The sequence below is a fragment of the Ruegeria spongiae genome (genome assembly GCF_023502395.1).
GTDB classification, from domain to species: domain Bacteria; phylum Pseudomonadota; class Alphaproteobacteria; order Rhodobacterales; family Rhodobacteraceae; genus Ruegeria_C; species Ruegeria_C spongiae.
This window is the reverse complement of sequence record NZ_JAMFMB010000054.1, coordinates 1-14,877: the sequence shown is the minus strand read 5'-3', so window position 1 is coordinate 14,877 and position 14,877 is coordinate 1. Positions and strand designations below refer to the sequence as shown.

Here is a 14,877-nt window from a genome sequence, read left to right as displayed (position 1 = left end):
GGCAGGAAACATTCGAGTATGTAACCACATTCCTCGATGCCCAACCCGTGGTTAATCCATTCAGCCGTGGCACGAGCAAAGTCGCTTATCCACCCTGGATCGGCCCCATTATGACCATCGAGGCCCCTCCCCCGGAAGTCGACGGGCCTGTAACGATGGATACAGGCGCCGAGGCGGACGAGCCCCCAACAACCGCGAACATCGCACGTATAGGTTCCGCACCATCACACCGCCATGCCGAAGGTGTTGTGCTGCTACGCGTACATCTCTCAGGCGACCAGATTCTTCGGGCTGACGACCTGTCCGACAACTGGGACGAAGCCTATCTGGATGCCTCTATGATAGTCTACAGGTCGCAATCCCTGGCTGTTCATCGTTGGGACGCGTTTGAAATTCCCCAACCGAACGCCATGCCACTCAGCGATACCAACGTGAATGGAAACGCGACGCTTGTGTTGGTGATCTACGATGAGTCCGACAGTTTGGCCGAAAGGACCAGAGGCCCGTACCTGAAGATCGCAAACGGCGAGGTTGTTAGCTTCAACCGTGAAGGCTCAGTGTTCTACAATGATCCGGTCCAATTCTCGATCCAGCAGTTTCATCAGATGCGGAATGCCGTCCGGCATGCACTGTTGCAAGACGCCGCTGCCACGCGCAGCGCGGTTGAACCCGATAAAGGTGGTTCGCAGCAGCGGGAACGCCGCTCTGTCACTCGTCTTGTTGTGGACCCCACAAGCGATGAAGGGGTGTGTTCGACGACGGCCACCGAGCCCGTCTTCGATCTCGGCGCAGATGCGGCAGCTGTTTTCGGCAGTTTGGCCGATGAGGATATTCGACTATTGGACGGTATTGTACCAGATCGGCCACCATCGACCGAAGGCCAGTTTACCCGATTTGCGTTTGGCTCATGTCAATATCCAGCTGGAATGCTGGATGGCCCTGTCGCATACAGATCGTATGATGCATTAGCAGATCGTTTGGCAGGTGGGCAGTCTGAGCCTCCGCGCTTCATGCTCTTTGTAGGCGACCAGATTTATGCGGATCCCACAGCCGGCCTATTTGACCCAATCGACAAAGATGACAGGTACCGCATTCCATATGAAAATTGGTTGCGGGCCCCGGGTGTGCGTACTGCGCTTCGGTCGGCACCGTCGTATATGCTTCTTGATGACCCCGAACTTTATGACAACTACGAACCGACACCAAATCCGAGCCCACAGCAACAGGCCTGATTTGCCGGCGGTCAAACAGCCTACGAACAATACCAGCATGGGCTTAAAATCTTAGACAGGGATTTCGAATTCGACGAATTCGACTTCTTCTTGTTGGATACGCGCAGGCAGCGCAGTCACCGGAAGGTCGGCACGCTCGCAAGCGCTGAACTGTTCGATGTGGATACCCTGAACCGCCTATTGGATTGGCTCGACAGCACCAATCGGCCGAAATTTGTTGTGTCCCCTTCGATGGTCCTGCCAAGGCACCGGCGTGCGGTCCAGAGGGACGGTTCACTCAATGCATCCAATCTCAGCGCGCTTCATTCGGATGGCTGGGACGGCTATCCGGGAACGTTGCAGAAGGTTTTGGGGCATATCGCAGATGAGGGGATCAGTAACGTGGTTTTCCTGTCCGGTGATGAGCATCGTTCCAGCATCGCGAGCGCAGAAATATTCGATATGGCGGGCCAGTTAGTCACGAAGTTCAAGTCAATACACACGGCGGCAATGTGGGCGCCCTTTCCTTTTGCAAATGCTATTGATGAAGACATCGTTGAAAACGATGAGTTCGTGATCGAATCAGCTGCACTACAACAGTTCACTTGTAAGGTTCAAAGTCGGCGACCGCCGCGGGGGGACGGGCCAACCTATGTTTCGGTCAGCGAGGATGGAGATGGTTGGAAATTGGATTGCGAATTCGCAGGTGGGGTTGTCGAAACTCTCGTGCTTTGAACCTGTCGGCACCATATCGTGGCGTCTGCATGGGCAACAGACCAACATCTGATGTACGACAGCGCATCGGAACCGGTGCCAGTTGCTACCGCCGCGAAGTGCTGAAATCAGCAGTCCGGGCCGCAAACAAGAATTGCCGCAACGTTACGCATCGCGGCTATAGAGGCTTTGATGATGTGACCGCCCCCCGACGGCATCAATGTGCCAAGGTGGGTCTGCGATGATCCACAAAGCCCCTAAACAGGCATACTTCATAGAATGGGAAGTTTCTTTTTCTTTGTGCCAACAGCTTCGCTTACATCGAAATCAGTTTCACGGGTCTTAGGAAGCCTTCTAGTGATACAAGCGTAAGGGACTCTTTCCAAATCGCAGAGAAAGGCACCTGGAGAAGAGACCGCAAAAACACCTCCTGCAATCTGTTCGAAGTCAGCTCGGAAGTGGGTGGTGCTCTTAACGCAAATCACCGAATAATTCACAGGGTTTAGCCCGATATGAGTGAAATGTGCACGATCCAGGCATTGGTTGCGTATGCTTGTGACAACAAGGTCAATATCGGCCTCGTGCCCAACCAATCGTAGAGCGGCTGTTTGGCCCAGCGTTGCCACGCCACCGCCATACATTTCTCCGGTATAGCGGCAAGTGCCATCACCCAAAGCCAGGACCTCAAACTTTGCTTTGACAGGAACTTGCCCAGCCAGGTTGGACTTTGCACCGATTGCCAACTTAATCTGTGCGCCCTCTCCCGCCTCATGGGCTTGCATTACACATTCCGGATCATGGAACAGACCCATCAAAACACTCTTTACCCCACCCTCAATCAGTGCTGCTAGCAATCCTATGGTATCTGAAGTTCCACCCGCACCAGCATTGTCCTGAACATCTGCGAGAACAACGGGTTTTTCCCGTCTTTCGCGACATGTCGAAACGGTTTCCTCCAGCGACAACATCGAACAATCAAGATCGGCTTCCCGGGACATAAACAAGTTGACGATTTCTTCGGTGGCAGCGGCGGCTTTCTGGGCTGTGGCTGAGTAGGCAAGGCAGGAAGGGCCGGTGTCCGGGAAGTCCGCCGCTGTGAAACCCAGAGCGATTTCGGCCAAGATTTTCTGCCTCTCAAATCTAACTGGCAATTGGTAGATTTCGTCGAATGGCGCAGAGCCCGTATGTTGCGCATGAAGGGGGATGAGATATGGCACCGGCTGGAACACCTTGAATAGTGTTTCGCCCGCTAGCAATTGCTGCAGGACAGGAACGCATCGTGCGCCCGTTTCCGCCATATCCAAATGAGGATAGGTTCTAAAAACAGACAAATAGTCCGCAGATTCTACCATCTGAGCAGAGATATTGGCGTGCAGGTCCAAACTTGCGACCACTGGAACTCCGGGGCCCACGATATCACGTACACGACGCAGAAGCTCTCCTTCACCATCAGCAAGGCTTTCGGTGACCATTGCCCCGTGGAGATCCAGATAAACGCCGTCAATGTGGCCGGCATCTCGGATTCCATCAAACAACATCCCGCAAATCGTTTCGAATGCATGATCGGTTACATGTGCAGACGGCTCGGCAGAACACCAAAGGATTGGAACAACCTCAATCCCTGCGGCTTGAGCAGCCGCAGCAAAACCTGCGACGGGTAAGTTCATACCCTCAGTCTCCAAGATGACCTTTTCACCATGCAACAAGCCGGGCCAGGAATCTGCCATCTCAAACTCGGGGAGACCAGCTTTTGTCAAACCAAAGCAATTGGTTTCATGCTGAAACCCCGCAATCACAATACGTTTGGTCGTCATTACGTGTGCTCGATTTCTTGTTTGGTATGGGCGGCAGCATAAACACTTTGACCATAGCGGATCGTTTCAAGCACCAGAGTATCTGTCAGGCGGTCCGGATCGTGCAGCGGATTGCGTGAAAGGACAACAAAATCAGCGACTTTACCCGGCTCGATAGATCCGCGTTGATCCTCCTTGAATACCTGCCAAGCGGCGTCGATAGTCTGGGCCCGCAATGCTGAAAGAGCGCTGATCTTCTGATTCTCGCCGAGCACACGACCAGAACCAGATTTGCGATTTACCGCACAATGGGCCAGATGGATCGGGCGTGTTGGCGTGACCGAGGCATCGTTGTGGATCGTATATCGCACGCCGTACCGTTCAGCTGACGCTGCCGGCGATATCCGCTCGGATCGCTCAGGTCCTAGGAAGGTATCGTAATGGCGATCCCCCCAAAAATACACATGAGCGGGAAAGAAGCTGACTGTAAGCCCGAGTTGAGCCATATGCTCCAACTGGTCATCCCGCAGGGCCTGGCCGTGGATGATGGTATGACGATGATCTTGGCGTGGGTGCACAATAAGTGCTTTTTCTACGGCGTTGATGAACATCTCAGCGCCGGCGTCACCATTGCAGTGGCAATGAATCTGCAAGCCCTTGCTATGAAGCTTACTAACGTCAGCATCCAGCTGCTCTTGCGACGTGTAAACCATCCCGCAAGGACGATCCGGATCCGTTGGTCTGAAATAGGGGGCAGACAGAAAGGCGGTCTGCAACTGAAAGGCCCCATCCGTGAACAGTTTACGCGGCCCTAGTGTGAAATGCGGGTTATCAGGCCAATTCGGGCCGATCCAGTACGTGCTTAGCTCTGGCTCCAGACTTCCAACTGGTAGCAACTCGATGTCAATTCCCGGATCCTGATCTGCGGGTAGGCTGGCGAAGTGGTCCAGCATGGTTTGCGACGTCCAGGCATTTTGAGCATAGGTCACACCGTGGGCCAGGTATTCTTCACGACAGGCGTCAAAGCCCTGCCAAAACCTTTCACGATCAATCAGGAAGTCAGTGTCGCCCATCTCGCCCATGGCCGATAACCCTTCGATCAATCCGGTCAGGGCTCCGGTTTCAGGGTCACGGCCAAATCGGCCGCCGTCCGGGTTAGGTGTTTGACGGGTAACACCGCGCCTCACAAGCGCAACAGAATTTGCTGTCCCATTGTGACCCGACGCATGAATAACCCAGATTGGATGACGCTGTGATACATCGTCCAACTCGGCCCGCGTGGGCATACGGCCTTCGAGAATGGACGTATTGTCAAACAACACCCCCATGACCCATTCACCCTCGGGCGTTGCGCTGGCCTTTTCCCGCAGCCTGTCCAACGCCTGCGCCATGCTCTGGCAGTCCCCTAAAGGAGGCGAAGACAGGTCAACACGGAACAGCCGGATGAACCCCGGATCCGGAAAATGCCCGTGGGGGTCAATAAATGCGGGCATCAGAGTACGACCCTGCAGGTCGCGTTCCTGAGTATTTGCAGACATGCGTGCGCGCAGATCAGCCTCGGCACCAACTGCCTGAATTCTGTGCCCTTCGGTCAGAACAGCCTCGGGCGAGGAGTTCTGCGCATCCATGGTCAGGATTGTGCCGTTGAAATAGAGGGTGCTTGGCATCTGGGTTCCTATTACGACAGCGGGGCCAGACAACGCAGCCCGTGGCCGCCGTTCACTTCCCATTCCGGGGTCTGGGTACAGATGTCCTTTGCAAAAGGACAACGCTCACGGAATTCACAACCCGAAGGGCGCTTGAGCAGGCTGGGCGGTTCTCCTTTGAGGGCAATCCGGTCCAACCGCGCATCCGGATCCGGCTCGGGGTTGGCGCTTAGCAGACACCGCGTATAGGGGTGGCGCGGGTCGTGGAAGATGGCCTCGGTTGTGCCTTCCTCGACCAGGCGGCCCAGATACATGATGCCCATTCTGTCGGCCACATGGCGCACAACGCTGAGGTTGTGGGTGATGATCACCATCGCCAGACCCAGCCGTTCGCGCAGGTCGTTGAGCAGGTTCAAGAGCTCGCCCTGAACCGACACATCAAGGCCCGCGGTCGGCTCATCCGCAAGGATCAGCTTGGGTTCCAACGCCAATGCGCGCGCTACACCCACGCGCCGGGCCTGCCCGCCGGACAACTGATAGGGATACCGGTCGGCAAAATGCGCAGGCAAGTTGACCATTCCCAACAGACGTTTGGCCTCGGCATCCAGATCGCGGTCTTTCATGCCCTGAATGCGATAAGGCTCGGTGATCAGGCTGCGGATGGTCAGGCGCGGCGAGAGGCTGCCGACCGGGTCCTGAAACATCATCGCCATGTCTTTGCGCAACGGGCGCATGACACTTTCCGGCGCGCCCCGAATTTCCTGACCCTCAAAAGTGACCGAGCCGTCCTGCGCAGGCGCAAGACCTGCGATGGCGCGAATAACGGTCGTTTTGCCCGAACCGCTTTCGCCAACCAGCGCATAGGTCTCGCCGGGTTCAACGAAAAAACTGACACCTGCCAGAACATTGACCGGGCCATAACTGGTTTTCAGGTCCACGACGTTCAGCAAGTTCATGTTGTGACCTCCTCGTGGTTCAGCCAGCAAGCGGCGTGATGGCCTTCTTTCAATTGATCCAGCGGCGGCACGTCGGTAGCGCAGCGCGCCATGGCCTGATCGCAACGATCCCGGAAAATGCAGCCCCCCGGCAGGTTGGCCAGATCGGGCACTTCACCGGGGATTGTCGGCAACACGCGGGCGCGTTCCTTGATGTGACCGGGGTCGCATTCGATCAGACGCCGTGTATAGGGATGCTTGGGATCGTGGAAAATCTCACGCACCTCGCCGCTTTCGACAACAGCACCGGCATACATCACCACCACCCGGTCGCAGAGTTCCGCGATCACACCCAAGTGGTGGGAAATGAACAGGATGGCACAGTGAAACTCGCGTTGAAGCTCTTGCAGGCGTTCGATGATCTGCACCTCTAGCGTCGCATCCAACGCAGTTGTCGGCTCATCCGCGATCAGCAAGTCAGGCTCGGACATCAGTGCCATCGCGATGGCAATCCGCTGGCGCATCCCGCCTGAGAATTCATGCGGATATTGCTTCAGGCGCGCTTCGGGATCGGGTATGCCAACGGCGCCCAGCATCTTGGCCGCGTGGGCCAGCTTGTCCGCTTTTGACTGTTTGGAGCGGTGCTGAATGTCCAGCATCTGCTGCCCGATGGTCAGAACCGGATTGTGCGTTTGCATCGGGTCCTGAAAGACAATCGATATGTCCGCCCCGCGCAGGTCGCGCATCTGACGATCCGAAGCCTGCAACAGGTCCTGCCCTTTGAACCTGATCTCTCCTTCGCGGAACCGCGTATTGGGCGCGGTCAGGCGCAGGATGGATGAGATCAGGGTGGATTTGCCGCAACCGGATTCGCCGACGATACCGACGATTTCGCCCTTGTTGACGTTGAAGGTGATATCCCTCAGGGCCTTAAGGTCGCCCCGCCCTGTTTCGTAGTCTACGCTGAGGTGGTCGATTTCCAGAAGTGTCTCGGTCATCGCTGTTTCCTCAGTTTCGGGTCAACCACGTCGCGCAGGCTTTCACCCAGAAAGGTGAATCCAAGCGTTGCCAGAATGATCGGCAGCCCGCCGCCCACAACCAGCCACGGTGTCTGGCGAATCAGCGAATAGCCGTCTTTCAACAAGGCGCCCCAGCTGGGTGTCGGGGGTTTCACGCCCAGCCCCAGAAAGGACAGGCCCGCCTCAAGTGCGATGACTGTGGGGATGTCCATGGCCGCGAGCACTGCCAGAACGCCGATGATGTTGGGCAGCATATGCACGCCCAGAATGCGCGTCATGCTGGCCCCCATCGAGCGTTCGGCCAGTATGAACTCGGAGTTGCGCAGCGTCAGCGTTTGGGTCCGCGCCACGCGCCCGTAGGTCGGAATCGAGGTTGCCATAACCACGAACACCACCGTCTGCAAGCTGGGTCCGATCAGGGCCACAACGGCAAGCGCGAACATCACGGTCGGAAAGGACCGTATGGTATCGAAAAACAGCATCAGAAGGTTATCGAGCCATTTCGGCCCGTACCCGGCGATCATGCCCAGCGTCAGACCAATCGCCATCGCGCCGAACACAGCCGGCAACGCCACCTTTAGCGCAACCTGCCCTCCGGCGATGACCCGTGAAAACGTATCACGCCCCAGCTGGTCTGTGCCCAGCAGGTGCGCGGCAGACGGTCCTTGCAAGCGGGATTTGATATCCATCGCGATCGGATCGTAGGGCACGATCCAATAGGCGAAGATTGCGCAGAAAACGATCACACCAACGATGATCAGCCCCATAAGTCCAAGCGGGTCACGGGCAACACCGACGATGATCTGCCCGAGTTCGGAACGAGATTTTTCCATGACGCCCCCTCCTCAATGAGCCGTGCGTGCACGGGGATCGAGCAACGCATTGATCAGATCTGCCAATGCGGTCGACACCACAAACAGCGCCGTTGATATGAGGACAGAGCCCATAACAATCGGGTAGTTGCGGGTGGTTATGCTGTCGATCACCAGCTTGCCCAGACCCGGGCGAGCAAAGACGATTTCGGCAAAAACAGCCGAACTGAGAAGAAAGCCCATCCCGACACCGATCACGGTGACGACGGGTAGAATGGCGATACGCAATGCGTACACCATGACCACGCGACGTTCGGCGATGCCAAAGGCCCGTGCGGTGCGGACATGGCTTTCGCCCATCACCTCCAGCATCGAGGCCCGCACCAGCCGGGCAATATAGCCAACCCAGCTGAGCCCGATGGCGAACGCGGGCAGAACCAGGTGGTCGAGCCGGTCAAGGAAACCGTCGCCTGCGCCGATGGCGGGAAACCATTGCAGATGCACGGCAAACACCAACAGCGCCAAAAGCGCGACAACAAAAGCCGGAGCTGCAACGAAACTGACAGATATCGCGGCGGCGATCCGGTCAATCAGTGTATTGGGATGCGCGGCGGCGTAGGCACCAAGTCCAATGCCCAGTGTTGCAGACCACAGGATCGACGCAAAAATCAGCTCCAGAGTGTATGGCAATTGCTGAAACACGATGTCCGTCACAGCGCGGCCCGAAAACACATCGGTTCCAAGGTCACCCTGCAAAAGGTTTCCGTAAAAGATCAAAAGCTGTTTCCAGATCGGTTGATCAAGCCCCAAAGCGGCGGTGAGTTGAGCCTGAAGCTCGGGCGTGGCGCGCGGACCCAGCATGATCTGGACCGGATCGCCCGGTACGGCGCGGATCATCAGGAACATGACGGTGACCGCCACGAACAGGATGAGCAGCGACAGCCCGAAGCGACGGGTTGCGAAATTCAGCATGGCCAACTGGCTCCTTGTGGCTTGATGGCGGTGTTTTTGGGACGGCGAGTGTCACATGCCCGCCGCCCCTTTCGACCTGGGGAGGTCAGGTCGCCTTGCCGAAGTAACGGAACAGGGACAGGCCATCCGGCCGCAGGGCGGGAGTAACCCGTGCGCTGTGAACAACCGGCGTCGCCTCATGGGTGATGAAACGGTAGGCACCGCTTTCTTCCATCAGATCCTGAGCGCGCTGATACATCTCTGCCCGTTTGGCAACATCCGTTTCACCTGCTGCGGTTTCATGGATCTCGTTGAACTCGGCGCTGTTAAAGCGTTCCCAGTTCCATTTGCCGATCTGCTCGGGTGTGAACCACGAGGTCGCATAATAGGGGTCCGGGGTCATCGAGAAACGGTTCAGAACAAGCTGCAGGTTCTCATTGTCGCCCGACGCCCAGAACGCACCGGATTCCAGAACGTTCACCTCAACCGTGATCCCGATCTGTGCCAGCGTTGCCTGAATGATCTGAGCCGTTGTCGTGAAGGTCGTCTTGTTCAACGTATCAAGCGTCAGCGTGACATTGGTTTCACCGGATTCCGCGAGCAGCTGAGCGGCCTTCTCAAAGTTTGCCTGAGGCGGCACAAGCGATGACGGCCGATGGCCTGCAAGGCCCGGTGCAATGATACCGGTTGCCGGTTCCGCAGCACCAAAATAGGCGGCCTCCAGAATGCTGGGCACATCCACCGCATGTTGAATTGCCTGCCGCAGTTTCTGATTTTGCAGCTTCGGATGCTCGACGTTCATGCCCATCCAGACGTAGTAGAGCGAAGGTTTCTCAACCAGCGACCCACCATTGGGAACCCCGGCGCGATACCGTTCGACCGAGCCCAGCGACACGCGGGTGACGTCCAGCTCACCGGCCTCGAAGGCGATCTCGGCGGTGTTTTCATCGTCGATCGGGTAAATCTCGACAGTATCCCAGGCGGGTGCATCCCCTTTCCAGTCAGGGTTGCGCTTGAGGACGGTCTTTTCCTTGGGCGACCAGCTGTCCCGCAGATACGGGCCGGATTCCGCAACCGGATCAGCCCCGATGCGGCCACCGGCGGCTTCGACCGCGGCTTTCGAGACGATGTTGCCGGTAATATAGGGCAGCGCAATCGACCAGATCGGCGCGAACGGGCTGTTCAGAACGATTGTGCCTTCACGTTCACCGGTCACGTCAACATGGCTGAACGGCCCCAGGTCGGGTTTGTTCGGACTGTCGGTCGCGTCGTCCACGATCCGTTCCATGCTGAATTTGACGTCTTCGGCAGTCATGGCGCCGAAGCCGTTGGTAAAGCCGATATCGTCGCGCAAGGCGAATTTGATATGGGTCGGATCGACCTGCTCGATCATCGTGGCGGCATCCATCTGCCAGCCCCATTCCTCGCCCGGCTTGTACTGGATCAGCTTGTTGTAGATCGAGGCATGAACCTCTTCCTCAACAACCCCAACGGAATGCGCCGGGTCCATGTTCTGGGCATCACCATAGGCGCGCACCCGCAGCACGCCATCCTCTGCGGCAAAGGCGCGGTTCGCCCATCCCATCGGAAGCGCTGAGGCGGCCCCAAGCGCGGTTGCGCCTTTCAGGAACCTCCGGCGGCCGATATTGGCGTTTGTCCATTCGATCTTCATTTTGTCCTCCCTTGGATTCTGTCAGAGAAGCCCGCGCGGAACGGTTTCAAACCATTCCTTTGTCAGAGCTTCGGTTTCATCTGCGCCTTCCGTGGCGCGTAGTTTGCGGTAAAGGTAGAAATTCTGCGCATCACAGGTCATCCGGCATTCGGTCGCGATGGCGACCTGCCAATCCGCCCGTTCGAAGGTAAAGTTCCAAGCGGTCTCGAAACACGCGGTTGTCGGATCATCGGGGTGAATACTGTAGTGCATTCGCACATCGCTGCCGACAATCAGATCATGGTAGGGGTCGCGGGTTTTGCCGTAGTCATCAAACGTCTCCAGAACCACCTGACCATCGTCGGTCACGGAGCGTTCAGATTGAGCTGACGGCGGACGCAGTTGCTCAGCTGCAAGAACTGGAAACGCCTGCGCCGGACCGGGCTCAGAGGCTTGAATTTCATGCGTAACTTCGCGCACCGGTAGCTGCAGCGCGCAATCCTGCAAGTACAATGTCACCTCGGCAGGTTGTGGCGCCGGCCAGACTATCGGCCAGTAAGACGTCGAAAGGGCCAGCCGCAACATGTGACCTTCACGCAATCGGTGCGCACATTCATTCAAGGCAATCTCGGCCTCGTAAATCTCTCCGGGCTGTAGGGCTTGTGGCGTTTCGTGACTGAGGTAGTGGCACAGGTTCAATGACCGATAACTGATACGCTGTGAAACCCCGTCGGGCGAGACATCGCACAGTCGCGCGACAAGTTGGGCGACCGGCTTATCCACCGAAAACTGAAATTTCAGTTTGGCACGTCCCAGCAACTCCAGCGGCGCATCCAACGGTGCGCTGTCAAAACAAGCTGACAAGGTATCATCGCTTGACTGATCACCAGCAAGCTCGTTGTCGATCCGCATGCCAGCACAAAAGTACCCACTTTGCATGCCAAGATGGCAAGGTGATGCGACAGCTATAGAATCACAGCTTGGGTTCTGGGAAAATCCGCCGGATACCAGGTGCCAGACCTGTTCATTTACGTAAGGTGACGGCCAACTGGCTTCTGCAATCCAACGACCCTGTCGAGGGCCATTTCGCGGCGTCGGATCAAAATGTTCCTGCATGTATGTCCGGTATGCAGGCAAATCTTCGGCACCATTTTCCTGCCCTTTCAACCAGCGATCAAACCACCCGATGACTTCGGAATGGAAGTCCGCTGGATCAAGTTTTGAGATATGAGGATACCGATGTTCCCACGGCCCAATGACGGCCTTATTTGGTGCCCTCAGGTTTGCAGCCAAAGCCGGGGGGGCATTTACATAGGCATCTGCCCAGCCTGTAATCGCCAAAACGGGGACCTGAATAGCGGACCAATCCTCGCAAGCAGAACCATGCCTCCAATAGGAGTCACGGGTTTGATGACGCAACCAATGTGCGGCAGAGAAGGGGATGTTTTGCAGTCGAGCCAGCCAATCCTCTCGCCAATCTGCACGAAGGTCCGGATCAGCGGGACGGGTCAGGTAGGCAAACATTTGACTGCCCCAATTCATGTTGTCACTCAGTAGGCACCCACCCATAAAATGGATGTCATCCGCATAGCGATCCACGGTCGAGGCGACGCTGACGACAGCTTTCAACGCAGGTGGCTGTCGAAAGGCCAATTGCAAGCCATTAAACCCGCCCCACGATATTCCGATCATGCCAACGTTACCGTCGCACCAATCCTGCGCGGCGATCCAGGCTAAGACTTCCTCACCATCACGCAGTTCCTGCTCGGAATACTCGTCGTCGAATTGCCCCTCGCTGTCCCCGGTGCCAGCTATGTCGACCCGGATGCAGGCATAGCTCGCCTCGGCAAATACTGTGTGCGTTGTTTCATCTCTCGCCGCGGTGCCGTCACGTTTGCGGTAAGGCAGGTATTCCAGAATGGCTGGGGCCGGACCTGCGTCGGGCAACCAGAGGCGCGCAGCAAGCCGTCGCCCATCGGCGAGAGTGATCCATGTGTTTTCGATGGTTTCAATTGGCATCTGGGCGCTTGTCTGTTGCGAGTTGATGCTGAAGAAGAAACCGATTTGCAGACAAAAGAAATTGTGCAACCTTACGTGAATTGACGCGTTTTGCAGTGAGTTAGCGTCAAAACGCGAAAGGTTTTTCTTGTGTCTGAATATTTTTCTGCCAACTTGCGGTCGCTATGCGCAGAGCACGGGAACATTTCACAGATTTGCCGCGATATCGGCGTCAACAGACAGCAATTCAATCGCTACCTGAATGGCTCCAGCCTGCCCTCTGCCCACAACATGCGTCGCATTGCGCGTCATTTCGACTTGACAGAAGCAGAGTTGTTCGCTGAAACCGCTGCCTTTGAACGAATGCTGAAAGGCGCCCAGCCACAATTCGGGACAACGCCCACGGATGCATTTCTGGATCCCTTTCGGAGCCAACAGAAAAACCTGAGGCGATACGTAGGCTTCTATCATTCCTATTTCTGCACACCCTCTTGGGAAGGAAAGATTTTCTGCTCATTGATCCGGATTAAGGAAGTTGATGGGCTGTTCACGATCCGCTCCAGGGAAATTGCCATATCCCCAGACAAGAGCACGCACCAGATTTCGCGCTATGCGGGTTTGGTGACAATGCGTGGGAACAGGGTATTCGTGACCGAGCACGAGCTTGCGCGCGAAGGTAGCGTTGCCAATACCATTTTGTATTCGGCACACCGTCAGCAGCTGAAGTATTTGCGGGGCATGACAATGGGTGTCGCATGGCGCCCATACCCTCATCCCTATGCTGCCAAGACAATCTGGAAACGCTTGCATGAGCGTATGACGGCCCGTGAGGCTATTGCCGCTTGCGGAATCTATCCTGCCCAAAGCAACAGGATCGATCCAACTGTCCGAAAGCACCTTTACGAGGCTTGAAGCGACCGTCGAGCCCACAATGTCTGGCATTTCGACAAGACAATTGATCGCCTTGGTCCATAAACGCAGTCATGCCTTTCCTCCCGCAGTCACCAGCGTGTCCATGCCAATAGGTCGGTTAGGTCCCGCCGCGGGGAACCGGCTCTGGCGATCCAGAAAATCCCTTCCAGAACAAGGCCGTGGTTGGCCGTTTTGCGCCCGTTAGGAGCGCGGATAGCCAGGATGAAGTGTTCAAAGAACGCCCAGTCCTCGTCCGTAATCAGATCTCGTGCCACGCTGGTCTCCACAGAAGATACCAGCTTGAATCATGCCTGCGGCGCGTTGAGGATCCGTTTTGTCAACACCACCTAAGCAGCGGTGAAAGTGGTGAAAGAGCCCGATCTACCCAATGCTGCAGTCCGCACCGATGCCTGCAATGCCGATCAAAGCCGTCATTCAACGAGCCTATTTGGCCTGTCCCGTGATGGATGGTGACGATTGCATATGATTTTCAGTGATTTGTGAGGTGCCATGTGCAGCGTATGTTCATGTTTCGATCGCGCGTTGTTGTGCTGCGTCGCGCTCTTTCGCGAGATTGTCCGTTGTGCGGTTGCTCGTGAAGTCAGTTGATTTCAAGAGGCCTGATTGGCTGGGCCCGTCTCGTTTTTGCCGTGATTCTGCGCGTTGAGCAGCAAAATGAACGAACCATCAGAGATGAACTTAAATGATCGTCTCGGAGGCGGCACGTCGCCCATGTTCTCGCGATAAAGCCGGAACAGTTTCTTCTGGTTCACTTCAAAGCCTTCTCGGGCCAGCGGGATGCCCAAACGGCGATATCCGAACCGACGACGTTCATTCGACAATTCACGCAACCGCTTGCGCAATGCGTCATCGCATTGACCCTGCTTCTTGTACTGAAAGACTGAACTATGCAGATCAGCCGGTACACACGCCCGACGCTCTGACGAGCTGTGCCGGTCCATCACGTCCGACACAGCTCGTCAGAGCGTCGGGCGTCAATAGTTTTTTCGCGAGGTCTTTGCGTGTCGGTCCGCTCGTCAGCGCGATCCGCACCGCATCAGCCCGGAATTCGTCCGTGCGTCTCATTCCCATAGGTCATCCCCTTTGCTGCAATAAATGCTATCAAAGGAGCGGCATCATACCGTGACGGGTCCATTGAGACCGTAGGATAAGTCCGTCCGGGGAAAGGGGACGTGCACCCAGTCACCGATTTGTGCAACATGTATAACCGCCCC

General features: G+C 56.4%; 12 protein-coding genes and 1 pseudogene. 3 read left to right on the top strand and 10 right to left on the bottom strand.

The genetic code is table 11. The features are described 5' to 3' along the window. Positions 1-1,232: metallophosphoesterase family protein (locus M3P21_RS21655; protein WP_249713560.1), on the top strand; the 1,232-nt coding region annotated here is incomplete at its 5' end. 48 nt (positions 1,233-1,280) lie between these two features. Then, entirely contained in the window at positions 1,281-1,946 is a 666-nt protein-coding gene (locus M3P21_RS21650) for an alkaline phosphatase D family protein (RefSeq protein WP_308445976.1), read from the top strand. A 251-nt stretch (positions 1,947-2,197) separates the two neighbouring features. Here M3P21_RS21650 and M3P21_RS21645 read toward each other — a convergent pair whose 3' ends face one another. The 8 genes from M3P21_RS21645 to M3P21_RS21610 form a co-directional block, all read right to left on the bottom strand. Then, positions 2,198-3,739: a M81 family metallopeptidase gene (locus M3P21_RS21645; protein ID WP_249713556.1), complete on the bottom strand. Its 1,542-nt coding sequence runs from the start codon at positions 3,737-3,739 to the stop codon at positions 2,198-2,200. Then, positions 3,739-5,385, bottom strand: a complete 1,647-nt coding sequence (locus tag M3P21_RS21640; protein WP_249713555.1) for an amidohydrolase — start codon at positions 5,383-5,385, stop codon at positions 3,739-3,741. Before M3P21_RS21640 ends, M3P21_RS21645 begins: the two co-directional genes overlap by 1 nt. Positions 5,386-5,396: 11 nt before the next feature. Next, positions 5,397-6,320, bottom strand: coding sequence for an oligopeptide/dipeptide ABC transporter ATP-binding protein (locus M3P21_RS21635; protein ID WP_249713553.1), 924 nt, complete (start codon positions 6,318-6,320; stop codon positions 5,397-5,399). Beyond that, positions 6,317-7,297: an ABC transporter ATP-binding protein gene (locus M3P21_RS21630; RefSeq protein ID WP_249713551.1), complete on the bottom strand. Its 981-nt coding sequence runs from the start codon at positions 7,295-7,297 to the stop codon at positions 6,317-6,319. Before M3P21_RS21630 ends, M3P21_RS21635 begins: the two co-directional genes overlap by 4 nt. Then, positions 7,294-8,151: an ABC transporter permease gene (locus tag M3P21_RS21625; RefSeq protein WP_249713548.1), complete on the bottom strand. Its 858-nt coding sequence runs from the start codon at positions 8,149-8,151 to the stop codon at positions 7,294-7,296. The genes M3P21_RS21630 and M3P21_RS21625 overlap by 4 nt, the downstream gene beginning before the upstream one ends. A 12-nt stretch (positions 8,152-8,163) precedes the next feature. Beyond that, the gene (locus tag M3P21_RS21620) at positions 8,164-9,102 is read right to left on the bottom strand and encodes an ABC transporter permease (protein WP_249713545.1); all 939 of its coding nucleotides are present in this window, start codon (positions 9,100-9,102) and stop codon (positions 8,164-8,166) included. A gap of 85 nt (positions 9,103-9,187) precedes the next feature. Continuing rightward, positions 9,188-10,753 (bottom strand): ABC transporter substrate-binding protein, encoded by a 1,566-nt coding sequence (locus M3P21_RS21615; protein ID WP_249713544.1) that lies wholly within the window; start codon positions 10,751-10,753, stop codon positions 9,188-9,190. A 21-nt stretch (positions 10,754-10,774) separates the two neighbouring features. Further along, a complete protein-coding gene (locus M3P21_RS21610) occupies positions 10,775-12,751 on the bottom strand; it encodes a CocE/NonD family hydrolase (protein ID WP_249713543.1) in 1,977 nt (658 codons plus the stop codon). 129 nt (positions 12,752-12,880) lie between these two features. Here M3P21_RS21610 and M3P21_RS21605 point away from each other — a divergent pair, with 129 nt between their 5' ends. Then, positions 12,881-13,642 (top strand): helix-turn-helix transcriptional regulator, encoded by a 762-nt coding sequence (locus M3P21_RS21605; RefSeq protein WP_249713541.1) that lies wholly within the window; start codon positions 12,881-12,883, stop codon positions 13,640-13,642. 113 nt (positions 13,643-13,755) lie between these two features. On the opposite strand, the pseudogene M3P21_RS21600 reads toward M3P21_RS21605, so the two are convergent. Together M3P21_RS21600 and M3P21_RS21595 are read right to left on the bottom strand one after the other, a co-directional pair. Further along, positions 13,756-13,929, bottom strand: a pseudogene (locus M3P21_RS21600) (IS5/IS1182 family transposase); the annotation flags it as partial. A 324-nt stretch (positions 13,930-14,253) separates the two neighbouring features. After that, positions 14,254-14,616 carry an IS3 family transposase gene (locus tag M3P21_RS21595; protein ID WP_249713539.1) on the bottom strand — a complete coding sequence of 121 codons (363 nt, stop codon included), beginning with the start codon at positions 14,614-14,616 and terminating at the stop codon, positions 14,254-14,256. Positions 14,617-14,877: the final 261 nt, after the last annotated feature.

Coding starts and splice junctions, on each gene's coding strand:
- M3P21_RS21645 (WP_249713556.1), bottom strand. CDS start 3,739: ATGACGACCAAACGTATTGTGATTGCGGGGTTTCAGCATGAAACCAAT.
- M3P21_RS21640 (WP_249713555.1), bottom strand. CDS start 5,385: ATGCCAAGCACCCTCTATTTCAACGGCACAATCCTGACCATGGATGCG.
- M3P21_RS21635 (WP_249713553.1), bottom strand. CDS start 6,320: ATGAACTTGCTGAACGTCGTGGACCTGAAAACCAGTTATGGCCCGGTC.
- M3P21_RS21630 (WP_249713551.1), bottom strand. CDS start 7,297: ATGACCGAGACACTTCTGGAAATCGACCACCTCAGCGTAGACTACGAA.
- M3P21_RS21625 (WP_249713548.1), bottom strand. CDS start 8,151: ATGGAAAAATCTCGTTCCGAACTCGGGCAGATCATCGTCGGTGTTGCC.
- M3P21_RS21620 (WP_249713545.1), bottom strand. CDS start 9,102: ATGCTGAATTTCGCAACCCGTCGCTTCGGGCTGTCGCTGCTCATCCTG.
- M3P21_RS21615 (WP_249713544.1), bottom strand. CDS start 10,753: ATGAAGATCGAATGGACAAACGCCAATATCGGCCGCCGGAGGTTCCTG.
- M3P21_RS21610 (WP_249713543.1), bottom strand. CDS start 12,751: ATGCCAATTGAAACCATCGAAAACACATGGATCACTCTCGCCGATGGG.